At 53.5% G+C, this 23677-nt stretch carries 21 protein-coding genes, 1 pseudogene and 1 riboswitch; of the genes and pseudogenes, 11 read left to right on the forward strand and 11 right to left on the reverse strand.

The genetic code is table 11. The features are described 5' to 3' along the window. A partial coding sequence (locus tag PHV74_01005; GenBank protein MDD5092947.1) for a CinA family protein occupies positions 1–189 on the forward strand: 189 nt, incomplete at its 5' end. Here PHV74_01005 and PHV74_01010 read toward each other — a convergent pair. Continuing rightward, positions 180–755 carry a CoA pyrophosphatase gene (locus PHV74_01010; protein ID MDD5092948.1) on the reverse strand — a complete coding sequence of 192 codons (576 nt, stop codon included), beginning with the start codon at positions 753–755 and terminating at the stop codon, positions 180–182. The genes PHV74_01005 and PHV74_01010 overlap by 10 nt on opposite strands. A 311-nt stretch (positions 756–1066) precedes the next feature. Between PHV74_01010 and purF the strand changes: the two genes are divergently transcribed. After that, the gene (purF, locus tag PHV74_01015; GenBank protein MDD5092949.1) at positions 1067–2461 is read left to right on the forward strand and encodes an amidophosphoribosyltransferase; all 1395 of its coding nucleotides are present in this window, start codon (positions 1067–1069) and stop codon (positions 2459–2461) included. 4 nt (positions 2462–2465) lie between these two features. Beyond that, positions 2466–3497: a phosphoribosylformylglycinamidine cyclo-ligase gene (gene purM, locus PHV74_01020; GenBank protein MDD5092950.1), complete on the forward strand. Its 1032-nt coding sequence runs from the start codon at positions 2466–2468 to the stop codon at positions 3495–3497. A 161-nt stretch (positions 3498–3658) separates the two neighbouring features. On the opposite strand, the gene cooS is transcribed toward purM, so the two are convergent. After that, positions 3659–5641 (reverse strand): anaerobic carbon-monoxide dehydrogenase catalytic subunit, encoded by a 1983-nt coding sequence (cooS, locus tag PHV74_01025; GenBank protein MDD5092951.1) that lies wholly within the window; start codon positions 5639–5641, stop codon positions 3659–3661. 225 nt (positions 5642–5866) lie between these two features. Between cooS and PHV74_01030 the strand changes: the two genes are divergently transcribed. Continuing rightward, positions 5867–7099, forward strand: a complete 1233-nt coding sequence (locus PHV74_01030) for a sensor histidine kinase (GenBank protein ID MDD5092952.1) — start codon at positions 5867–5869, stop codon at positions 7097–7099. Beyond that, positions 7096–7755 (forward strand): response regulator transcription factor, encoded by a 660-nt coding sequence (locus PHV74_01035; protein ID MDD5092953.1) that lies wholly within the window; start codon positions 7096–7098, stop codon positions 7753–7755. Before PHV74_01030 ends, PHV74_01035 begins: the two co-directional genes overlap by 4 nt. Positions 7756–7903: 148 nt before the next feature. On the opposite strand, the gene PHV74_01040 is transcribed toward PHV74_01035, so the two are convergent. The 3 genes from PHV74_01040 to PHV74_01050 form a co-directional block, all read right to left on the reverse strand. Further along, positions 7904–10348 (reverse strand): AAA family ATPase, encoded by a 2445-nt coding sequence (locus tag PHV74_01040; GenBank protein MDD5092954.1) that lies wholly within the window; start codon positions 10346–10348, stop codon positions 7904–7906. 39 nt (positions 10349–10387) lie between these two features. Further along, entirely contained in the window at positions 10388–10699 is a 312-nt protein-coding gene (locus tag PHV74_01045) for a helix-turn-helix transcriptional regulator (GenBank protein ID MDD5092955.1), read from the reverse strand. A gap of 206 nt (positions 10700–10905) precedes the next feature. Beyond that, positions 10906–13176, reverse strand: coding sequence for a sodium-translocating pyrophosphatase (locus tag PHV74_01050; protein MDD5092956.1), 2271 nt, complete (start codon positions 13174–13176; stop codon positions 10906–10908). 428 nt (positions 13177–13604) lie between these two features. On the opposite strand from PHV74_01050, the pseudogene PHV74_01055 reads away from it, so the two are divergent. From PHV74_01055 to PHV74_01065, 3 genes and pseudogenes are all read left to right on the forward strand, one after another. After that, positions 13605–13831, forward strand: a pseudogene (locus PHV74_01055) (chemotaxis protein CheW). Positions 13832–14200: 369 nt separating this feature from the next. Then, a riboswitch (cyclic di-GMP riboswitch) is annotated at positions 14201–14287 on the forward strand. 540 nt (positions 14288–14827) lie between these two features. After that, positions 14828–16858 carry a HAMP domain-containing methyl-accepting chemotaxis protein gene (locus PHV74_01060; protein ID MDD5092957.1) on the forward strand — a complete coding sequence of 677 codons (2031 nt, stop codon included), beginning with the start codon at positions 14828–14830 and terminating at the stop codon, positions 16856–16858. A gap of 113 nt (positions 16859–16971) precedes the next feature. Continuing rightward, positions 16972–17496: a chemotaxis protein CheW gene (locus PHV74_01065; protein MDD5092958.1), complete on the forward strand. Its 525-nt coding sequence runs from the start codon at positions 16972–16974 to the stop codon at positions 17494–17496. 79 nt (positions 17497–17575) lie between these two features. Here the strand turns inward: PHV74_01065 and PHV74_01070 are convergent, their stop codons facing one another. From PHV74_01070 to PHV74_01095, 6 genes are all read right to left on the reverse strand, one after another. Next, positions 17576–18226 (reverse strand): haloacid dehalogenase, encoded by a 651-nt coding sequence (locus PHV74_01070; GenBank protein MDD5092959.1) that lies wholly within the window; start codon positions 18224–18226, stop codon positions 17576–17578. Then, a complete protein-coding gene (locus PHV74_01075) occupies positions 18213–19268 on the reverse strand; it encodes a thiamine phosphate synthase (protein ID MDD5092960.1) in 1056 nt (351 codons plus the stop codon). The genes PHV74_01070 and PHV74_01075 overlap by 14 nt, the downstream gene beginning before the upstream one ends. A gap of 11 nt (positions 19269–19279) precedes the next feature. After that, positions 19280–19693, reverse strand: a complete 414-nt coding sequence (locus PHV74_01080; GenBank protein MDD5092961.1) for a zinc ribbon domain-containing protein — start codon at positions 19691–19693, stop codon at positions 19280–19282. Then, a complete protein-coding gene (locus tag PHV74_01085; GenBank protein ID MDD5092962.1) occupies positions 19650–20045 on the reverse strand; it encodes a zinc ribbon domain-containing protein in 396 nt (131 codons plus the stop codon). Before PHV74_01085 ends, PHV74_01080 begins: the two co-directional genes overlap by 44 nt. Before the next feature lie 227 nt (positions 20046–20272). Further along, positions 20273–20638, reverse strand: a complete 366-nt coding sequence (locus tag PHV74_01090) for a YraN family protein (protein MDD5092963.1) — start codon at positions 20636–20638, stop codon at positions 20273–20275. Beyond that, positions 20628–21422, reverse strand: a complete 795-nt coding sequence (locus PHV74_01095; protein ID MDD5092964.1) for a ribonuclease HII — start codon at positions 21420–21422, stop codon at positions 20628–20630. Before PHV74_01095 ends, PHV74_01090 begins: the two co-directional genes overlap by 11 nt. Before the next feature lie 101 nt (positions 21423–21523). Here PHV74_01095 and proB point away from each other — a divergent pair, with 101 nt between their 5' ends. From proB to PHV74_01110, 3 genes are all read left to right on the forward strand, one after another. Beyond that, positions 21524–22636: a glutamate 5-kinase gene (proB, locus tag PHV74_01100; protein MDD5092965.1), complete on the forward strand. Its 1113-nt coding sequence runs from the start codon at positions 21524–21526 to the stop codon at positions 22634–22636. A 125-nt stretch (positions 22637–22761) separates the two neighbouring features. Beyond that, a complete protein-coding gene (locus PHV74_01105; GenBank protein MDD5092966.1) occupies positions 22762–23145 on the forward strand; it encodes a PH domain-containing protein in 384 nt (127 codons plus the stop codon). Between the two features lie 88 nt (positions 23146–23233). Next, positions 23234–23653 carry an anti-sigma regulatory factor gene (locus PHV74_01110; protein MDD5092967.1) on the forward strand — a complete coding sequence of 140 codons (420 nt, stop codon included), beginning with the start codon at positions 23234–23236 and terminating at the stop codon, positions 23651–23653. Positions 23654–23677 lie beyond the last annotated feature (24 nt).

A 23677-nucleotide genomic window follows, 5' to 3' on the forward strand; every position in this document is an offset into this window, starting at 1 on the left:
GGAGTGGCAGGACCGGATGAACTCGAGGGGAAGCCTGTGGGTACAGTCTACATCGGAATCACAGATGGAGAAATAACACGATCAATACACGTTGCTTTTCCACAGCAACGTCCAAGAATCAAACGCTATGCAGCCATGGGGGCCCTCTTTGAGCTGAGGCGCCTTTTGCTGGAGAAGACTCACAATTGATTGCGAACCATGTCAAGGAGTTTCTTCAATATCCTGGCAGTCGCTCCCCAGATAACATCATCCCCTGAGTGAAAAAAGTAGGCCGGAACCGTTTCCCCTCTGTTGTCTATCGCTATCCCTTCCTCAAAGTTGGATTCGTCCAAGACCACTTCGACGGGCACTTCCACCAGTCGATCCACCTCCTCAACCGACAGTTTAAACTCGTACGGATAAGGAATCACGGCCAAGAAAGGGTGGATGATAAACAGGCTGCCGATGGTTCTCTCGTCATCGAGCTCGCCCAATACCTCTACGTCATCAGGCCGGAGGCCAACTTCCTCATAGCCTTCTCTCAGGGCAGTGGCCAGGACGTCGTAATCGGACTCATCCTTTTTCCCTCCCGGAAAAGATATCTGGCCCTTGTGACTCATAACCGTATCGGTTCTTTTTATGAACAGAATATGATATTGGCCCGCCTTTCTATAGACAGGGACGAGCACGGCTGAAGAAACTAGGTCCGAATCCGTCAGGCGCCTCTTTTCCCGCTGGAAGAGCATTTGCTTCAGACTTTCCTTTGTTACCTTCACTCTGACCTCACAAGAAATCGGCGCGCATGTGGCGATCCCGTTGCCGCTTTGACATCATTTCCAGAAAACCCGGGCTCCTCCCTCGTTCGCCATGACACCCCATATTTTGGAAACTGCTATTTTCAGATTATCAGACGGCTGCCTTACGGCGGGCAATACCCCCCGTAAACGCCAAGAAGAGGATAGCACACCACGAGACAGCTGCCAACCTGATGCTCAGGGATTACCTACCGTAAGTTGACAGTTACTACACTGCACTCAAAGTTGACCATATCAAAGCGGAAGGACTATAATAGCTATTGGGATACAGAATGTCTCTACATGAGTCTTGTGGTGTATTTGGAATTTATGCTCCTGGTGAAGATATAGCAAGGCTCACCTATTTTGCCCTCTACGCTCTTCAACACCGCGGTCAGGAAAGCTCAGGTATTGCCGCCAGCAATGGATATTCCATTCGCCTTCATGCGGACATGGGATTAGTGGCCCAGGTATTCGATGAAGATATCCTGGGGCAGCTAACGGGTAAGATCGCGATCGGCCATAATCGCTACTCCACCACCGGATCAAGCCGCATCATTAATGCCCAGCCGATCATCGTGCCCAGCCCCTTCGGTGATATCGCGCTGGGCCATAATGGAAATCTGATCAACGCCACTTATCTCAAGCAGGGGCTTGAAAGTGAAGGGTACGCTTTCCGCACCACCACTGATTCTGAAGTGATCGCTCACTTATTGGCATCGGCACCGGGAAAAACATTCGTAGAGAAAATGCGATATGCCATGGCAAGGCTTCAGGGTGCCTACAGCCTGGTGATCATGACAAAGGATAAACTTTTCGGCATAAGGGATCCGCTGGGAGTGCGCCCTTTGTGTCTGGGATCTTTGAACGGTCATTGGGTATTATCTTCGGAGAGTTGTGCTCTGGATCAACTCGGGATGAATTTTGTCCGGGAAATAATGCCGGGCGAAATTGTGATGATCGATGAATCCGGACTTCATAGTTTTCCTTCTGATAATCCCCAACCTGAGAGAGCGCTCTGCGTTTTCGAGTACATCTATTTTGCGCGTCCCGATAGTATTATCGGCGGACGGCATCTTTACCCTTCACGAATGGCAATGGGCGCGAGGCTGGCTCGCGACTATCCGGTAGATGCTGATATTGTGATAGGTGTGCCGGATTCAGCAACCGCTGCCAGTGTGGGATACTCCAGAGCGTCCGGCATTCCCTTCAGCGAGGGATTATTGAAAAGCCGCTATGTGGGGCGCACCTTCATCCAACCCGATCAGCGCCTGAGGGACGTTGGCGTCAGACTGAAGTTCAGCCCCCTGCCGGACGTGCTTGCAGGCAAGCGGGTAGTGGTGGTTGATGACAGTATTGTGCGTGGCACAACTACGCCCAGGATCGTTGCCCTTCTGAAAAAAGCCGGGGCAAAGGAAATTCATGTGAGAATCTGCGCTCCGCCCATCCGTCACCCCTGCGTTTTCGGCATAGACATGGCCACCCGCCGGGAGCTTATCGCTGCGCAGAGAACCGTCCCCGAAATCCGTGAGGTGATTGGGGCCGACTCGCTTGGATATCAGAGTATTGAAGGACTGATTGAGTCAGTCGATCTCCCCAGGGAGAGTCTGTGTCTGGCTTGTTTCACCGGGAATTATCCCGTACCTATCCAGCTTGAAATGGATAAGTTTGCTTTGGAGACTGTCTGAGGAAATGCCAAAACAACCCGATAAAGAAACCTATGCCGGGGCCGGTGTCGATATCGATGCCGCCATCCGGGCCAAAGACCTGATAAAGCAGCACTCCCGCATCACCAGGAATTCGAGCGTGCTCAGCGATATCGGCTTCTTCAACGGACTTTTCGAACTCAAAGGGTATCGAGAGCCGGTTCTGGTTTCCAGCGCCGATGGTGTGGGCACCAAGCTCAAGATCGCCGCCGCTCTGGATAAGCACGATACCATCGGCATCGACCTGGTCAATCACTGTGTGAATGATATCCTCCCTTCGGGAGCCGACCCCCTGTTCTTCCTCGATTACATCGGCGCCGGAAAGCTTGTCCCGGAACAGATCAGCGAAGTTGTGAAAGGGCTGGCTCAAGCCTGCAAGGATGTTGGCTGCGTCCTTATCGGTGGCGAAACCGCGGAGATGCCCGGAACTTACGCTCTGGGCGATTATGACCTGGTGGGATTCATCGTCGGCGCGGTCGAGAAAGGAAACCTCCCCAATATGAAGTCGACCCAACAAGGTGACGCCATCATCGGGCTTCCTTCAAGCGGACTCCACACCAACGGGTATTCGCTGGCCAGGAAGGTGTTCGCCATCGGGGCCGGGGATGAGTCACGTTCTTTGTTGAAAACTTATCATGCCGAACTCAGTGGTACGCTGGGAGAGGCCTTGCTCAAGCCGCATCGCTGCTACTATCATCAGTTGAAACCTCTGCTGCCCAAGATCAAGGGATTGGCCCATATCACCGGCGGCGGTTTCTGGGATAACATTCCGCGCTCTCTTCCCTCCGGCGTTTCGGCGCATATCCGGAAGGGGAGCTGGGACATTTTACCCATTTTCGAACTGATCCGCTCTCAAGGCCATATCGATGAGCATGAAATGTATCATGTCTTCAATATGGGAATCGGAATGGTGATCTTCTGCCCGCCCGGCGAAGCCGACGGCATGCTGAAGGCTCTGCCTGAGGCCAAAGTCATCGGGGAAGTGGTCAAAGGGGATGGGCGGGTCTTCATCGATTAGTTATCTCTCCCTCACTAGCGTGCTGAAATAGTTTGACTCAACCCCCTAGGCCCCACTCGTTGGGGGAATTGTAAGGGCGTATAATGATACGCCCCTACCGGGGCACCCTCAGGCCCCCGGAAGGAGGAATCCTTCACCTCTTTTTCAACAGCCTGCTAGAGTTACGTTCTCGACCGCGTGTATCTTCCCTCGGTAAACACTTCATCGGAAGTGTAATCGGCGGGGAAATAAGCCTCGCTCTTCTTGTATCTTTCAGGATCGTATCGGTCGAGCTTGAGCACAGCGCGCTTGGCATCGATGAGCGCAATTGTAGCTTGGAGCGCTTTTTCAACATCGGGCTCGAAGTGCAGCGCCGCACCAACCTTCTTCTGATAGCCTTCGGTCAACAACCCCATCACCTCGGGGCTGTTGCTAAACGGATGGGGGCCGATCATCCATGTGGTCACACCGGAAGCCACAAAGTACGTCCCGATGGAAACCGCCTTCTCGCTCATCCACTCCGGGGCAAATCCGACTACAGGCGCATCGCTGATATCCTCACCCAACCCTCCCTCGGTAGCACATTGGGCCAGCAAGGTCAAAATGCGTGAGTTATCGACGCATGACCCCATGTGCAATACGGGCGGAATGCCGATCGTCTGACAAATCTCCCTCAGGCCGGGACCGGCAAGAGTCATCATCTCCGGCGTCAGAAGCCCCTGTTTGGCATCAGCAATAGCATTGCAGCCGGTAGTGACCACCAGGATATCATTCTTGATCAGCTCTCTGACGATATAAGTCTGGTAATCATCCTGCGTCAGCCGGGCATTGTTGCAGCCGACTACGCCCGCTGCGCCTCTGATCCGGCCATTGGCGATGTTATCGATCAGCGGCCTCAGCGACTGCCGGAAACTGCCGCCCAGCATATAGTTGATATACTCGTGGGAAAATCCGGCAACCAGATTGTTCACATAGTTCGGGATCCGAGTCTTTTTTCGATTGGGGAAATTATCGATCGCCCTTCGGAGTATCTTCTCGGCGTGTTCCAGGCCGTGTTCTTCGTCAAATTCCATGTAAGTGCTGCCGGTTATTTTGGCTTTCGGCGAAGTGCTGATGATCTCGGTATGATATTTTCCGGCTACTGCCACCAGGCCTTCCATCACGCACTGGATATCCACCACCATTGCTTCCACAGCACCGGTCACCATAGCGAATTCCTGTGAGAGGAAATTACCGAGCAGCGAGACCCCCTGGCGCATAAGAATCTTGTTAGCAGTACAGCACATGCCAGCAAGATTGATCCCTTTGGCACCCTTGGATTTGGCGTATTCGATAATTTCGGGATTACTGGCAGCCTCCACCATCATCATGGAGAGGTTCGGCTCGTGGCCATGGATAACAACGTTCACGTCATCATTACTCAGAACACCAAAATTGGCCCTCGCCTGCACTGGTCCGGGAGTGCCGAAGAGGATATCGCTGATATCGGTCCCCAGCATCGATCCGCCCCAGCCGTCACTCAGAGCGGTCCTTAAGGCCTGACTCATAATATGCTCAGCATCCTGATCAACTCCCGCAGTGGTGCGGTGCATCATCTCCACGACTTCGCGATCAATGCCGCGCGGGGCGATGCCCAGCTTTCTCCAGATCGCCTGTCGCTTCAGAGGCGCCCTCCTCAGATAGTCCAGTTCCTTCTGCGTGCTGCTGAAATTCCCCAGCGCTTTGAGGGCAATTTCCTTGCCGATCTCCTCATTTGAGCGCCCTTTTGTCTTGATGCCCAGAAGCTCGGCTACCGCTATCATTTTGCCCTGATCCTTAACCTTGAAATCCGGGGCATGTCCTTCGCAAGCGGCAAGAAGCGTGAGTGCCATATCGCGGCCGTGGTCAGAGTGAGCCGCTGCTCCACCGGCAATGGCTCTGGCATAGTTCCTGGCGGCAACAGTAGCCCTGGTTGCGCCGCACAAACCTGTTTGAGTCTTACCTGTGAGACGGCAGGGTCCCATGAAACAGCTTTTGCAGCAGGCAGCAACTCCTCCGATGGGGCATGCTTTGACCGCATCAGCACGCTGAAATATCGTATCAACCCCCTCTGTCGCACAGATATCAAGTAACTCCACTGTAGTTGGGTCAATACTTTTAATAAAGGGCCTTTCCTTTTCGCCCATTTCTGCCTCCCAAAGGATCTTTTCCCGCTGACGGGGAAAGATCAATTCCATTTCTATGCTATCGCACCGCATCTGAAGTGTAAAGTTTCTCCCAATCTCAATTTACTACTGGAACATTTTGTAGGTTTGGGAGTTGCGAAAAGGGAAGATGTCGGACCTATACAACTGGGCCTCGAAGCGCTATAATAGCACTGTAATTGTCAAAATCGGCAATCGGGCTGAGGAATGCTAAGCGTAAAAAGTTATCTTCTCCATCCCCTCCCCATGGCTCCCTCGAAGGGCAACCTGCCGGCCATGAAAAACATGGAATGGGCCTTTATCTTCATTCGCTTTCTGGAGGTTCCCTTTGGACTTCTCATGGCACGATGGCATGATCCTGCCTCCACCCCATTGTTCGTGGCCATGGTTGGAATTTTCGGTTTCTGCAATATCATCGCCTGTCTCCTGAATTACACCATCAAGAGCCCGAACGCTCAATGGATGCTGGGGGCCAGCATGCTAATCGCCGATGCCTTAGCGCTTTGGTACGGGATACTGCAATTCACCCATGACCCAAACACTGCGGCGTATGCCTACTTTGTCCTGGTGATTATAGAAGGCGCGGTGCGATTTGGACTGATGGGGAGCCTGGCCATGGGATTTGTGTTTGCACTAGGCTTGTGTTCTGCCTATATCTACCGCTCTTCGGCATATGATATAGGCTTCAGTATTCATGGTTATGCATACTGGACTATCTTCATGATGCTGATTGCCCTGACGGTTGGCTTGATCGTCCGGGAGAACCAGAGAGATCGGCAAGTGAATGAACGGCTGGCAAAAACGAAAGCTTCGTTGGCAGAACGCAACCGCATCGCATGCGATTTACATGATACGGTATTGAAAACACTCCATGGCCTTTCACTGGAGGCATATGCGCTCCAAAAGCAACCTCTGCCTTCGGCTACCAAGGAGAAGCTAAGGTACATTGAAAGTACATGCCGCCAGTCAAGCCAGGAGATCAGAAACATCGTCTACGAGCTCCGCAATAATGATAATGAAGCAAGCATATTTTTGCAGATGTCACGGATATTGGATGACTGGAACAAAGAAACCGGTATAGCCACATCCCTTACTCGCACTGGGAATGAAGACCTGAGCCTCCCATCGATAATCAGCTACCATCTTTGCTGTGTGCTGTCTGAGGCCTTGACCAATATCCAGAAACACGCCTCTGCTTCGCACGTGCAGGTGTTGGTTGAGGTGCTTGAAACCGAGCTGGAAATCAGGATCCACGATAACGGGTGCGGTATTACATTCGCCGGAGAATACCTGCATAACCTCCCACGCCAAGGGAAATTTGGCATATTCGGAATGAAAGAGCGTATCGAACACATCGGCGGCCAATTGGCCATCGAAAACAAGATTGGCGCACAGTTGATGATAAAGATACCGCTGTCTTCTCAGGGGATTTGGCGATGAGCCGGACAACAGTTCTGATTGTCGATGATAATCTGATCATCCGGAGGGGTCTCAAGAGCCTGCTGGCCAACGAACCTGATCTCACGGTCGTGGGAGAAGCTTCAACAGGCTCAGAGGCCATTCACTGGATGGCAAAAACATCAGCGGATGTGGTATTGATGGACATTCGAATGCCCGGTATGGATGGCATCAAGGCTACGGCGGAGATTATGCGATTAAGGCCCAGGGCAAACATTCTGGTAATTACCGCGCTGGACAATCCCAATACTCTGGCACAGACACTGATGGCCGGGGCCAAAGGGTGTCTCGAATACAGCCGCTTTTCCCCGGAGGAACTCTTGAAAGCCGTACGCACAGTCGCATCGGGCAGCAGAATGGAGATATCACCCGCCGTTGCCCTGGCACTGCTCAACATCACTCGCAATGGCCCTTTAGAGCAAAAATACGCGCAAAGATGGACGAGCGAGATCGGCATCACATCCAGGGAGATGGATATCCTCGATCTAATGGTGACGAAAAAGAGTAATGCTGAAATCGCCGTAGTTCTGGGCATCACAGAGAAAACAGTCAAGAATCATATTAACAGCATCTACGCTAAACTGAAAATCAAAAACCGCTATGAGATCATCAACCTTAAAGCAAAGCATTCGCCTTGAAGTACTGGCGCCCTCGTGGAGGCCGCCGCAAAATCCCTATCAACCCCCTCAATCCCCCAACTCTTTGGGGGAGGAAAAGAAGATTTCGGGGACACCCCTAAAACCCCGGCAATGAAATATCTCTGCACTCTCATACCCAACTCTCGTTCTAGCCTGACGCAGGGACATCATCCTTCCCGCCTTTTCGGAAAACCAATCCTTTGGCATCAACATCCGCAACGACGTTGTCCCCCTCCTGAAACTCTCCCTGCAAAATCTTCTTGGAGAGCGGGTTCTCCACAAAACGCTGAATGGCGCGGCGCAACGGACGAGCCCCATACAAGGGATCAAAGCCTTCCTTAGCCAGCCATGACTTCGCCTCGGCCGTCAGCGCAACAGTGATCTGCCGCTCTTCCAAGCGCTCTTGAAGCTCATTCAGCATAAGTTCCACGATCTGATGGATTTGCTCTTCGCTCAGCTCATCGAAGATGATGATCTCATCGATCCGGTTGAGAAACTCCGGACGGAACGTCCGCTTGAGAGTGTCTTCAACCGCGCTTTTCTTACGCTGACGGTCGGCCTTGGTCTCATCACTGCGGCGAAAGCCGATTGTCCCTCGCTGAAATTCCAGGCTCCCTAGATTGCTGGTCATAATAACCACCGTGTTCTTGAAATCCACCGTGCGCCCATGTCCATCCGTCAGTTGCCCATCCTCCAGAATTTGCAGCAGAATATTGAAGACATCCGGATGGGCTTTCTCGATCTCATCGAAGAGAATCACCCGATAAGGACGGCGGCGGATAATCTCGGTGAGCTGCCCCCCTTCCTCATATCCGATGCACCCCGGCGGCGCTCCGATCAGGCGAGATACGGTATGTTTCTCCATATACTCCGACATGTCCATTCTGACCAGCGCCTCTTCCTCATCAAAGAGAAACTCGGCCAGAGCCCGGGCAAGTTCCGTTTTGCCCACACCGGTGGGGCCGAGGAAAATGAAGCTGCCGATGGGCCTCCTGGGATCTTTCAGCCCGGCACGGGCGCGCCTGATTGCATCGGAGATGGCGGCTATGGCCTCATCCTGCCCAACCACACGTTCATGGAGTCGCTCTTCCATATCGACCAGCTTCTCGCTTTCTCCTTCCAGCATACGGCTGGGAGGAATACCCGTCCATTTGGAGATCAGTTGGGCAATGTCTTCCTCATCAACGACCCTATCGATTTTCTCCTCCTTCAGCCAGCGGCTCCTCTCTTCATTGTATTGCTGTTCAATACCCAATCTCTCGGCCTTCAAGTTGGCTGCCTTCTCGTAGTCACTTCTCTGTGCCGCAGCTTCCTCTTCATCCGTCAGATATCTGAGCTTTTGTACCAGCTCTTTGATCTCGGGAGGATAGCTTTCGGAATCGATTCGCAGCTTGGCGGCCGCCTCATCGATCAGATCGATGGCCTTATCGGGAAGAAAACGGCCGGAGACATAACGATCGCTGAGTTTGGCTGCCGCTTCAAGAGCAGAGTCCGTGATCTGGATTTTGTGGTGCGATTCGTATTTGGGACGCAGCCCTCTCAGCATCTCGATGGTCGTCTCCACACTCGGCTCATCGATGAGCACCGGCTGAAATCGCCTCTCCAAAGCGGCATCTTTTTCGATCCGCTCCCGATACTCATCCAGCGTAGTAGCCCCAATGCACTGCAACTCTCCCCGAGCTAATGCCGGTTTCAACATATTGGACGCATCGATTGCTCCCTCGGCGGCACCGGCACCCACCACCGTGTGCAGTTCATCAATGAAGAGGATGATCTCGCCCTGAGCCCGGCGGACTTCATCCATTACCGCTTTGAGGCGTTCCTCGAATTCGCCGCGAAACTTGCTTCCGGCCACCAGGGACCCCATATCCAGCGCGATCACCCGGCGTCCTCTCAATGACTCCGGCACATCATCGGCAGCCACTTTCTGGGCCAGCCCTTCAGCAATCGCCGTCTTGCCCACCCCGACCTCCCCGATGATCACAGGGTTATTCTTGGTGCGACGGGTCAATACCTGCATCACGCGCTTTATCTCTTCTTCGCGCCCGATAACCGGATCGAGTTTCCCTTCGAGCGCCAGCATAGTCAGGTCCCGGCTGTATTTTTCCAAAGCCTTGTATTTGCTCTCCGGCCGAGAATCGGTCACTCTTTGACCGCCGCGGATATCCTGCAAAACCCTGTAAACCTTTTCCTGGTCAATGCCAAAGGTCTCAAAGATTGGCGCCAACTGTCCTCCCCTTTCACCCACAATAGCAATCAGGACGTGCTCGGTACTGACGAACTCATCCTGGAGGCGATTGGCCTCCGCATCGGCATTCTGTAACAATTGCATCACCCGAGGGGTGGCATAGAATTGAACGCTTTCATAGGCCACTTTGGGGCTGCGTTCCAGAATTGCCTCCGTCATTTGCCGAACCTGCGCGGGGGCTACACCGAGTTGGCGCAATATTTCATCCGTCAGGCCATGCTCTTGATTTAGCAGCGCCAGAAGGATATGCTCCACATCCCATTGGCTGTGGCGAAACTTCCTCACCAGTTCCTGTGAAGCTGCCAGAACCGCCTGAGCCTGCTCCGTGAATCTATCCGGTCTCATCATGTCACACCTCCTGCCAAACAACGATAGCGGCTGGCCTCATTCATTCTTTGTCCTTCCCTCCACCTCCGCCAGGATTGCCTGCATTTTTTGCTCCATCTCGGCCATCTCCTGGGTTAGCCTGAGGATCACCTCAACCCCGGCGAGGTTCACACCTAGATCATCAACCAACGTCTTTATGTGACGAAGCTTTTCGATATCACCGGGGGAATAAAGCCGCTGATTGCCGCGGGAACGGGACGGCTGAATGATCCCTTCCCGTTCGTAATATCGCAGCGTCTGCGCATGAACCCCGATCATCCTGGCTGCCACACTGATCACATAGCAAGGCTCCGCATCCTTCGATTTCATCTCCATACTCCCAAACCAAAAAGACTTTGCGAAGTTATAACAACCCTCTGATCAAATTGTAGTAAGGTGAAGATTACCCGTCAAGATTGCGATAAACTGATCATCATAATACCTGATAATGAGATTGAATGTTGAAAGATACAAAAGCAACGGGGGATGACCTTTCGGCCATCCCCCGTTTTTCGAGAGCTATGAACTCTGTGCGACTACAGGAAGAGCGGAGCGAGCACCAGCGTAACCGTCGAGAGAAGTTTGACCAGAACGTGCAATGACGGACCGGCCGTGTCTTTGAACGGATCACCCACGGTATCGCCCACAACTGCCGCGCCGTGCGTCGGGTTCTTCATCTTCTTGCCCGAAGCGTCGGTGAGGTACTTGCCGCCCAGAGCGCCGGTCTCGATGTATTTCTTCGAGTTGTCCCAGGCTCCACCCGCATTGTTGAGGAAGAGCGCGGTAATAATACCGACGATGGTTCCTACCATAATTAGAGCGCCCACAGCCTCAGCAGCGATCAACGGGTGAGCATCATCCACATATATCTGCTTGAAGATAACGCCCACACCAACCGGTACACAAACGGCGAGAAGCCCAGGAACGATCATCTTGCGCAGGGCCGCCTTGGTAACGATATCCACGCATGTGCCATAGTCGGGTTTGAAGTCTTTGGGGAACTGAATCATGTCGTTCACCCTGGGCAGCGTGGCATATTGCCGGCGCACTTCAGCAATGATAGCCTGTGCTGCCTGACCCACTGCTCGAATAGCAAAGGCAGAAAACAGGTAAACCAGCGCCGCGCCAACGAGCGCGCCGATGAATACCTGTGGCTTAGCCAGGTCAATTGGGAACGGGGAATCAATCGGTAGACCAGCATAATTCCTGACCTCATCCATGTATGCCTGGAAGAGCAGGAACGCCGCCAGACCGGCCGAGCCGATGGCGTATCCCTTGGTGAGCGCCTTGGTGGTGTTGCCCACCGCATCCAGCCTGTCGGTCTTCGCGCGAATCTCTTCAGGCTGCTGGGACATCTCTACAATGCCGCCTGCGTTATCGGTGATGGGCCCGAAGGTATCCATCGCCAGGATATAAGCCGCGGTAGAGAGCATGCCCATGGTGGCCACTGCCGTTCCGAACAGTCCGGCATGAGGAAGACCGCAGGTGTTTCCCAATTGATAGGATCCCAGCAGGGCTGCCGCCATGAAACAGACGGGTAAGGCCACGCACTCAAAACCCACCCCGATACCGGCGATGATATTGGTTGCCGGACCGGTGACTGAGGCCTCGGCTATGCTCTTGACAGGCCGATACTTGTATTCCGTGTAATACTGGGTAACGTACACAAAAGCCACCGAGGTAACTACGCCGATGACTCCGCAAAGGTAGAAATGCCACCAGGCATCAGTAGCCTGAGTCACCCCCGTAATAGGGTCAACAAACTTGGCATCCAGCAGCCAGTAGGAGGCCGCACCGAACCCCACCATCGCCAGCGCAACGGCGACGTAATATCCTCTGTTCAGGACTTGCATCGGATCCATCTTCTCTTCCTTATCCATATGGACATACATGATGCCGATGACGGAAGCGATGATTCCGAAGGCACGGGCAATCAGCGGGAACATCAGAACGCCGATGATCCCTTCGCGGAACTCAAAACCCTGTTGAATCGCGATTTGAGCCAAGCTTGCAGCCAGGATCATGGCACCGATGTTTTCCGCGGCAGTCGATTCAAACAGGTCGGCGCCACGGCCAGCGCAGTCGCCCACGTTATCGCCCACCAGATCGGCGATAACCGCCGGATTCCTGGGGTCATCCTCCGGAATACCGGCTTCCACCTTGCCGACGAGGTCAGCGCCTACATCAGCGGCTTTGGTATAGATACCGCCGCCCAGCTGGGCAAACAAAGCCACGAACGACGCGCCAAAGCCGTAGCCAATGATCAGAAGCGGTATCTGAGTCTCCTTAACATCGGTCACCAGACTTACCAGTCCAAAAAGGCCGGCCACTCCCAAGAGGCTCATGCAGGTGACGAGCAACCCCGAAACCGCACCACCTCGGAGGGCGACGCGAAGCGCATCATTGAGGCTGGTAAGGGCCGCATTGGCAGCCCGTATATTGCTTCGGATGGAAATCCACATCCCTACATAACCCGCAATGACCGAGCAGATCGCGCCGAAAACAAACGACACGGTGATCCACATCGCCATTTCCCAGCCTTCATTAACAGGGTCAAAGTCCTTAGAACCACGCACAAATGCGTAATAGCAGAACAACAAAACCGCCAGCACAACCGCCATCATGGCAATTGTCTTGTTCTGGCGGCGGAGGAAGGCTTCCGCACCTTCCTTGATGGCATTGGAGATTTTTAGCATCTCCTCGCTTCCGGTGTCGTGCTTGAGAACCCATTTTGCCAGGTACACGGCACACAACAGTCCGAAGACGCTGATGCCCAGAACCATGGCTATAAAATGTTCAGTCTCCATTTACACCTCCTCTTTTATTCGCGTCCGTGAGAATTGAACTGCCGTTTTTTCATCGGTGATGCTCTTCTTGCATTCTTGGATCCGGCACCTCCCTTTCTGCCAACTCATAGAGGCGGCTCGATCCCCCTTTTATCGACTAACTGTCCTTTTCATAAAAATAGGGGCAATGTTACCATTGCCCCTATCGGAAGTCGATGGAGGGACATACCAACTCCGTGTTCATTAGATTTGATCTGAAGACCTTACCGCCCTCTTGACGCATGACCGAACCAAGTATAGCGAAGATCATGATGTTCTGCAATAGGTTATGAAAACCCCTAATCAGTGGATTCAGATGGATTTCCCCCATCACAAACTGGGGAATTCTCCCAGCAAAGTTTATTGCCAGCCCGAAGCCTGACAGCTATTGTGGTTAATTACCTTCATCTATTAGGGCGCACAACTGTTATGAACACGAATACGAAAACAAAAGAGGCCGAGCGCAACTATTAATCTTCAGCCTAGCCAATGAATCCTTCGGAGTCGATATCGGCACGGTCAATGAAATCATCCGAATGCAGGATATCACCCGGGTGCCCAGAGCGCCGAATTTTGTCCAAGGGTCATCAATCTCAGAGACAAGGTCATCCCGGTGGTGGACCTGAGCAGAGTCTTCAGTCAAGACCAGGCCAAAGACCTCGTAGATGCTGAGCTGACCTTGATGAAATCGATCTTCCGACAGGGGGTTGGAATACCTCTGTCGGAAGGCTTTATCCCCTGAATCCTCTTTTGAATCAAGCCTCCGATTGCAATATGTTCAAATATCCCCATGGGATGCACATGATGCAGCCATACTGAACAATTTCCCTATCGCAAACTGGGGGATACCCTCAGTAAATTTTGTTGCTGGCCCTGTTTTAGAGGACTGCCCCGTCTGGTAAATTAGCTCAGAGGCGACTTTCGAGGACTGACTTAGGGAGTCCCTCCTTACAATTTCATAGAGAGCCTGGCCGTTATTCTGTTTCACTATTGAGCGGCTGGGAATATCCGAGAAAGGCAAATCAGGAGAAATCCTGAGACGCAAAGCCACGGGCCTGACGTCCAACCAGGACAAGGCAGCCGGGTTGCCGAAGATCCTCAATCGTGGTGGGGTTTGCACAACTTCTGTCAGGGTGCAAATTCGCACAGATGCGATCACTAGAGAATGCGCCGAGGCGGTGGGATGCAGGGAAAAGGCCGAAAGGAATTGGCGAAACGATGAGGACGGGACAACTTGGACTATCATAAGCAGGCATACGGATATCCTGGAAGCGTAAAACCCTCATATGAAAGGATTGGTTCGGATTGGCTTCTCCACCGCAACCGACCAGAGCCAACGAGCCAGAAGGGAAACAGGCCAATACCCTCAAGGCCTCTATCTGGACGGATACTGACGCCCGTTCGCAGCACAACCCGCAATTCACCTGCGCTGATGATAAACATCCCGGTCATACCTGAATTGACGGTTGTGAGACCTTGATTTTCCTCAAAGCTCGATCACTGTCTCTTCAAACACAAATTCAAAAAATAAAAAAGGGGGAGAGAAGGATAAATCGAAAACTGAGAAGACAAAGCCAACAAATGAGTATTCCCCGGCAACAAAACTATCTTGTGTAAAGGAGGACAAACGGAAGTGAAAAAGTTAACAACCATGCGAATGAGCATAAGGGCTAAACTCCTGGGCGGGTTCATGCTAGTGGTCATCCTATTGCTGGCCGTGTTCGGCATCGCCTATACCGGACTCAGCGACATGGGAGATAAGAAAGACGAGGTCGTCAAGCAAAGCGAGATTGAAAGCCATCTGCAAAATATGGAGTACCACGCAGTTACGAGGTACTACATGGTCAAAGATTGGGTCGCTAGCATAGGCGGCCCCCAAGAAGAGACATATTTCCAGAAAGCGGAGGCAATCAAACAAAACTACTATACCGAAGCTGATACGTTACGAGGCTTATTGCCTGTCGATCAGGTTGCCGTGCTTGAAGATATCGTCAAATACGGCGAGGCGATCATCACCATTACGGGCAATACTGAGGGCCAAATGGACTTGGCTGCCATGATGGAAAGCAACAAAGCCTCCCAAGCTGCCAAGGCGGCCCTAAAAGGGAGTGCGACCGAGGCGATGCTGGCAGCCCAGAAGAGCGCCGATGATGCCAAAACGTCGGCCATCATCATGACCTCGATCATGGCAGGCATCGCCGTAGCGCTGGCTCTTGTTATCGGATTTCTCATCTCGCGCTCCATCGCCAACAACACCAAGAAGGTGGTTCAGGCTGCCGACCAAATTGCCGATACCGACCTGGCAGCTCTGGCCAGCGCCACTGCGGCCATGTCAGAGGGTGACCTGACCCGGTCGGTCGCCGTGCAAACCCAGCCCATAGCCGTAAAATCCAATGACGAACTGGGCGATCTGGCCAATTCCTTCAACCGAATGATCGCCCGTCTCCATGAAACCGGCCAGTCCTTCTCCCTGATGACCACCAAGATGAGCGGCCTCATCGGCAAGGTGGCCGAAAACTCGGTGCAACTGAGCTCGGCCAGCGACCAACTGGCTTCATCGGCTGAACAAGCTGGTTCCGCCACCCAGCAGGTGGCCAGCACTACCCAGCAGATGGCCAAGGGTGCGGGGGATCAGGCCGTCAGCACTCAGGAAACCGCCAAAGCCGTTGACCAGCTCACCGAAGTCATCTCACAAATCGCCAAGGGGGCTCAGGATCAGGCCAGCGGTGTCGAGAAAGCCACTTCCGCTATCGGTGAAGTCTCCACATCCGCTCAGCAAATGGCCAAGAACGCTCTCGGCGCCGCCGATAGCGCCAAGAAGGCCGCCCAGACCGCCAAGACCGGCACCGAGGTCACCAGGAAGACCGTCGAAGGCATCGAGCGCGTCAGGGATAGCTCACTGGCCGTCTTCCAGAAGATCTCCGAGATGAACAAGAACTCCGAGCAGATCGGCAGAATCGTGGCGGTGATTGACGACATCGCCGCCCAGACCAACCTCCTGGCTCTCAATGCCGCCATCGAGGCGGCCCGGGCAGGCGAACACGGCAGAGGATTTGCGGTAGTTGCCGACGAGGTCAGAAAGCTTGCCGAGCGTTCCTCCACTGCCACCAAGGAGATCGCCGCTCTCATCACCGGCATCCAGAGCAACATCGGAGAGTCCGCCAAAGCCATGGAACAGGGGCAGCATGAAGTAGACGAAGGATGCAAGCTCGCTACCCAGTCCGGCAAGGCCCTGGAAGAGATCCTCAGAGAGGCCACCGAAGCCGCCAATCAGATCGAGCAGATATCCAGAGGAGCTCAGCAAGTGAGCAACTCCACCAATGATCTGGTCAGTATCATCGATAGCGTCGGGGCAGTGACGGAACAGAGCATGGCCGCCACCGAACAGATGACCGCTAACGCTCAACAAGTGGCCAATGCCATCGAGAACGTCGCTGGTATCGCCGAAGAGAACAGCGCGGCCACCCAGGAGACATCGGCTTCCGCCGAAGAGATGAGTTCCCAGGTCGAGGAGATCGTCGCCGCCTCCCTTTCTCTCAAGCAAATGGCCGAGGAACTTCAGACCACCGTATCCGTGTTCAAGACCAATGGCCACGGCGCTCACAAAGATTTGGCCGGAAGCGAGACGCTGTCGGTTAACGAGAAGGTGTTAGTCCGAAATTAAGGCAAAGTTTGGGGGAAGGGGAATCAAGATTCCCCTTCCCCGCATTCACAAGCCCCGATACTGACAAATATCGCTTGATACCCATCATCAATTAGGGAGGAGGACGACTGTTTATGAACACGAATACCAAAACAAAAGAAGCCGAGCGCCAACTGGTGATCTTCAGCCTGGCCAATGAATCCTACGGAGTCGATATCGGCACGGTCAATGAAATCATCCGCATGCAGGATATCTCCCGAGTGCCCAGAGCGCCCAATTTTGTCCAAGGGGTCATCAATCTCAGAGGCAAGGTCATCCCCGTGGTGGATCTGCGCAAGGTTTTCTGCCTTCCTGCCGGGGAGACCTCCAAGGAGACCCGAATCGTGGTGGTAGACATTCTGGAGCAACAGGTCGGCATTATGGTTGATGCCGTAACAGAAGTGCTGCGCATCTCTGCCGATTCTGTGGAGCCTCCGGCATCGATGATCACCACCGGCGATGCCGATTATCTCCTCGGAATCGCCAAGCTCGATCACAAGCTCATCACCCTGCTCGACCTGAGCAAGGTGTTTAGCCGAGATCAGGCCAAAGGCCTCGAGGAAGTTGACCTCACCCAAACCGAGAAAACCGCCCATAAAATGACCCTAGCTAGAGCTTAAAGATAGTTTATGGAGGAAGGAGATCGCAAAGCGATCTCCTTCCTCCAGCTTTTATCGGGGGAGTCTAATCGCGGGACAGCTATCCTGGTGACGAGATGCTCTTATTGAAATTGTCCAGCTTGATTTCCAGTTCCCTCTGCCTCAGCGCCACGGTCAGATCGCCCCGGCTTCTCTCCAGAACCCCCCTTACCATGTCGGTGGTCCTTCGAAGTCCACCGGTCATCGCATCCGGAAAATCCATGGTCACCAGCATACTGAAGATGTCATCCATCATCCCCAGTATATCCTCGCAGCGATCCAGCTCGCCGTGCCTCATCACATCCAGGATATGACGTCTGAGTTCTCCCGCCGCCTCACCCAGACCATTCAGATAAGAGGAATACTCCACACCCAGGTCATCGGGATCAGGGATATTCCCTCCCGAAACCAGTGCCAGCGTGATGCAAGCCTCAGCGTATTCCTTGTGAGAATCATGAACGAATCCAGTGTATCGCAGCTCGTCCTGATCCTTGATGGCCTGGCCCACATCATCGATGATCTCCTTGGCAGCCTGGGCTAACGACTTGGCCAGTTCGTATTCGCCACGATGGGCCGCCCTGATCGAAGTGGAGCACTTATAGATTGCCTCTCGCGAAAGCTTAATCGCCTTATCTCGCGCCTCATGCTTGGCGGCAAACGATCCCCTGATCCTGTCTCCGATCTTCTCCAAAGCTGGACTAATCCTGCTCATTGTTTTTCCCTCCGGCCATTTTTGAGGCCAGCACCCGGGTTGATTTCTCTATATCACCCTTCAAAATTGCACTGATCGCAGCTACGGCATCTGCTCCCGACTTAATGACCTCACCTGCATTGTTCTGATCAATACCTCCCAGCGCCACAATCGGCAGAGAAACTGCAGCCCTTATCTTTCGCAGACCCTCCAAGCCAACCACACCGGCATCCGGCTTGGTAGCCGTGGGATATATAGCCCCCACACCAAGATAGTCGGCCCCTTCCGCTTCAGCTTTGCGAGCCTGCTTGACGGTATTTGCCGAACACCCGATGATCTTGTCCAGCGGCAAAATCCCCCTCACCACCATCAGGGGGAGGTCGGTCTGACCAACATGAACCCCGTCCGCATCCACCGCCAGCGCAAGATCCACATAGTCATTGATGATGAAAAGAACCTGCGCCTGGGCACAAATCCGCTTTAACTCCCGGGCGATGGGCACAAGCTCTCCCCTGGGCCGATCTTTATCACGAAATTGAATTACGCTGGCTCCCCCCTCAATCACCTGACGAGCGGCTTCAGCCTCGCTGACCCGCCCTGCCAGCACCTGGGGATCGATGATGGCATAAAGGCCGGATAATTTCTCCATCATGGCATGCCTTGCCAGGCGGAGGAAAAGGCCCTTTTCTATTTCATAGAGGCTGAACCTGGCTTTCTCAAATTCCCGCCCTGCCAGATCCGAAGGCATCTCCGGCAACTTGACGACTTCTTCCAGAACGCGCAACGCTTCCTGTGCCCGCTTGGAGTTGGCGGCAACCAGGTCGCTCACTTTCTCCCGGCTGCTGCCGGAAGAGACGACAATATCACGCCCAACATCGCCCTCCGAGTCTCTCGCAGCCAGTAGCCTGCTGTGAGTTTCCGGGGAGATTACCAGCAGATCGTGGCGCATGTTTTTGAGCTTCTCGCTCATTTTGACATCATCCAGCATGAAACGGGCGATCTCCTCCAGAACCCGGAGCCCCTCACCCAGGCGATTCAGGTTGGCATCGACAATTCGCAACATCTGCAAGATATCTATAGCTCCTTAACGTTCGGCTGCAGGTCCTTCACCGAATCCGGAAGATCGCCTTCTCTGGCGGCATCAATCATGCCCCGGATTTCGGAGGGCATCTCCATACCCATTTGAGCGAATTTATCCTCAACCCCTCTCCCGATATTGCGGGGGTCATTGTAATAATCCGGATTGCCATACATCCCGGTCGCGCCGGATCGCTCGTGGACACTCTTAACCGATCTGCTGATGCCAAAGCTGGATACGAGGCGGACAAGCTCCCCACTTCCGCACGAAGGGCACCGCGTATCGATCGGGGAAGATACGCTCCTCACAAAAATTGTAGCCTTCCGGCGGCAATCCTGACAGCGAAACTCGTAGATGGGCATGACGCTATTCCTCACCGCCTCCAAGTTCTCCATAAGTAGCCTTGGCATCCGCTACCACCTGATCCCATGGCGCGCCTGCGTCCATTTTGGCCATCAGATCCTCACTCTCCGGGGTTATATCCTCGCCACATCCATGAGTCATTCTTCGATTCCACTCAGCCAGCGCGCGAGTGTCGTTGGCCTTGAGCCCTCTCATCAGATTGCGATCGGTCAGCATGTCCTCATATATGCCCTTTCTCAGATAAGATTCTCCCTTGCCAATGCCAAACTTGGAGAACCGACGAGAGAGGTCCTGTCCTCCACACTCAGGACACTTAAGGGAATCGGGCTGATCGAATCCCCTCACAAAGATGGATACTCGACGTTTGCAATTTCCGCAATCATATTCATAAACCGGCATGTTTCACCTCTTTCCGCCTCAAGATTTTACCAGACGCCGGGGCCGATGTGCAAATGAGACCCCCTCCTGGGAATCGCTGATCACGTTCAAATAAACCCCTTGACCCCCACGCTTGGGGAAAAAATACAGAATTTGGGGGACATCCCCAAACCCCCGGCAGGGATATGTCCCTGCACTCTCTAAATCCTGATCCCAACCATTTCTGCAGCACACTAATCAGAGCTTCTCTAATCCACAGCGTTTTCAATCAGTTCGATTCGAGAGATTTTCCCATTCCTTCCCACCTCGATGGCCACCACATCGATGCGCCATGAGGCAGGCAATCCGGCGTGCTGCTGGATATAATACTGGGCCAGATGAACCAGTTTTCCCTTCTTGGCCTGAGTGATCGACTCTTCGGGAGTGCCGAATTCCGAGCCTCTTCTGGTGCGCACCTCCACAAATACCAGAAAGTCTCCATCCCTGGCTACGATATCGATCTCACCGATCGGGCAACGGAAGTTCGACTCCAGAATTTCATAACCGCGCTTCAGAAGATAATCTCTCGCCTCCCTTTCCCCGAACGCTCCCAAGCGCTGGCGACTATCGCTCATCTTCCTCTATCCCGCGAACAGGCGCAAAGCTCCGGCGATGGACAGGACAACATCCAAGCTGCCTCAACCCTTGAATATGTTCCGCCGTGGGATACCCCTTGTTCCGGGCAAAACTATATCCGGGGTACAGGCTGTCATAATCATGCATGATCCGATCCCGGTAAACCTTGGCCACGATAGAGGCTGCCGCTATAGAGAAAGATATGTTATCGCCTCTGATAATCCCCTTCTGGGGGATATCAACTTCCGACAGGACCAAAGCATCTATGAGCAAGAAGTCGGCAGGCACGGCAAGCTCCCGCACCGCAGAGCGCATGGCCATTTTTGTAGCCGCCACGATTCCCTCTTCGTCAATCGTCTCCGCTGAAACCTCACCTATACCCACTGCCAAGGCCTCTCTCCGAATGCATTCGGAGAGGAATTCCCGCTTTCGAGGGCTCAGCTTTTTGCTGTCCCGCACCTGAAACAGCCAGGACGGCCTGTTTTCCAAAGAGAGAATCACCGCGGCCGCAACCACCGGCCCTGCCAGCGGCCCCCTTCCCACCTCATCGATCCCGGCGATACACCGATACCCCTGCTGCCATAGCTCCTGCTCCTGGACAAAAGTCGGCTCCTGATTCATATGACTGATACTTCGATTATACTTGCTTTCCGGCGCATTTCCCAGCAGACTGTATACCCCTGTTCCCCTTCTTCCATCGATTCTCGCCCGAAACAGAAGCGAATCGCATCGCAGATAGACGCCTTCTACAGGTACAGGACAGCCCCTCAAAATCAGGCCCATTCTGGAATGGGAATCGCTTCATCAGCAGGTCATCGGCTATGTTATAATCAGTCTGTAATTTTCCTATACAAAAACTGCTGACAGGGGTACTAGAAAATAAGATGTCTGGCTACCATCGCTTGGTGATTAAGCTGGGGACCAATCTGATTACGGCTGGCAAGGATAGTCTTGACCGCGAAACGATGAAGCGCCTGATTGGGCAGGCGACACAGCTTCATCAGCGCGGGTACCAGATACTGGTCGTTACCTCTGGGGCGGTGGCTGCGGGCAAGCATAGACTGGGGATAAGAAAGAAGCGCCGGGATGTTCCCTTCCGACAAATGATGGCGGCGGTGGGCCAGGGGCGACTAATGCAGGCCTACGATGAACTCTTCAGCGCTCATGGGATCACCGTAGCCCAGACATTGCTCACCAGGCCGGATTTTTCCAGTCGTCTGGGCTATCTGAATGCGCGCAATACATTATTGGCGCTCCTGGAACTTGGCGTGGTGCCGATCATCAATGAGAATGACGTGGTATTCGTGGAAGAGCTCGAAGGGGCCACATTTGGAGACAATGATAATCTTTCAGCAATGGTGGCCAATCTGGTGGATGCCGATCTTCTGGTCATCCTCAGCGATGTGTCCGGACTCTATACCAGCGATCCAAACCAGGATGCGGCAGCTGAACTTGTTCCGCGGGTGGCGCGAATAGATCGCTCGATTGAGGAACTTGCCAGAGGGACAAGCAGTGAACGGGGTACCGGAGGGATGACGACCAAGATTGAGGCGGCCAAGCTGGCAACAGCTTCCGGGACGGCTGTGGTGATCGCCAGTGGACAGGAGCCCAATGTGATCCTCAGGCTGGCCGAGAAGGAGGCTCTGGGGACATTCTTTGAACCGGTTGCCTCCAGGATCGAAGGCCGAAAACGCTGGATGCTTGGCCTTCCGACCAAGGGCAAGATTGCGGTCGACTCCGGCGCGAAAACCGCGCTGAAAAAGAATAATGGCAGCCTCCTTCCAGCCGGAATCACTGGAGTGGAGGGGTTTTTTGAGCGGGGGGATGCGGTTGCGATTGTGGATTCCCAGGATGGGAGCATCGGTATTGGCATATCCAACTATGGTGCGGTGGATATATCCCGGATTAGAGGCTCCCGTTCCGAAAGTATCCCAAAAGTCCTCGGTCACGGATACGGGGATGAGGTGGTACACCGGGATAATATGGTAATTTTATAGATTGTTGGGCTGGCCAACAGGGAAGCCCTGGTTAAGTGGTGCAGGGGGTTGATCAGAACCTGATCCGAGATTCATTGGTTTGGGCAATATCAGAACGGAGAAAGGATTTTGAAGGAGTGTGCAACATGGCAAAACATGCTGACGACATCGTTGTTGATAAGAAGGACCAACTGGAAAAGATCGAGGATTACTGCTTGCCCGATGAGACGATCCGGGCGGTGTTCGATATGAAAGGTGGGGGTACGGGTTTCATTGGGATCACGGACAAACGGGTGATTTTCTATGATAAGGCCTTCATGCACAAGAAAAAGGCGATGGTGACGATTCCGTATGGCAGGATTCATGCCGTGAGCAGCGAGGACGATACCGGAGGGCTGATCAAGCGCGGTTTTCTGGCCAGCAGCCGATTAACGCTCCACGCAGGCAATGACGCTTTTGAATTTGAATTCCGGGGCGGAGATAAGGCGCATCGTGCTTATGCGATTATCATGGAGTATCTCTTGAAATAGGGGATTTTACCTGGCTCCTTATCCGGCAAGTTCTGTTCAACATGGCACGCCTTTTATCCCGGGAAGCGGTCCCTCAGTGAGGGTACAGATGGGTGAGGAAAAAAGCGTATTAATCAAAAATGAATCGGATATTGTGAATGCCTGCTTTACGGGAAAACAGATGGCCGCCAGGATCGGGTTGGGGATTGTTGAGCAATCCCACATCGTTACGGCTATCGCAGAACTGGCTCGGAATATCATTGCCTATGCCGGGAGCGGGGTAATCAGTTTCCATTTCCTTGGTGACGCTGAAGACAGTGGGCTGGAGATTATGGCAGTGGATAGCGGACCCGGCATTGCCGATACTGAATTGGCGATAAGAGGCGTCTGCGCATCCGGAGGTGAGTTGTGCGGAGGCCTGCTGTGTGCCAAACGATTGATGGATGAATTCGAGATAGAATCAGGGGTGGGGAGAGGAACCACGGTGACCATCCGCAAATGGAAGACTGAACAGCAGACCTGTCAATAGCCATCCGATTGGCAGATAACAGAG

The sequence above is a fragment of the Dehalococcoidia bacterium genome (assembly GCA_028711995.1).
Lineage (GTDB): Bacteria > Chloroflexota > Dehalococcoidia > SZUA-161 > SpSt-899 > JAQTRE01.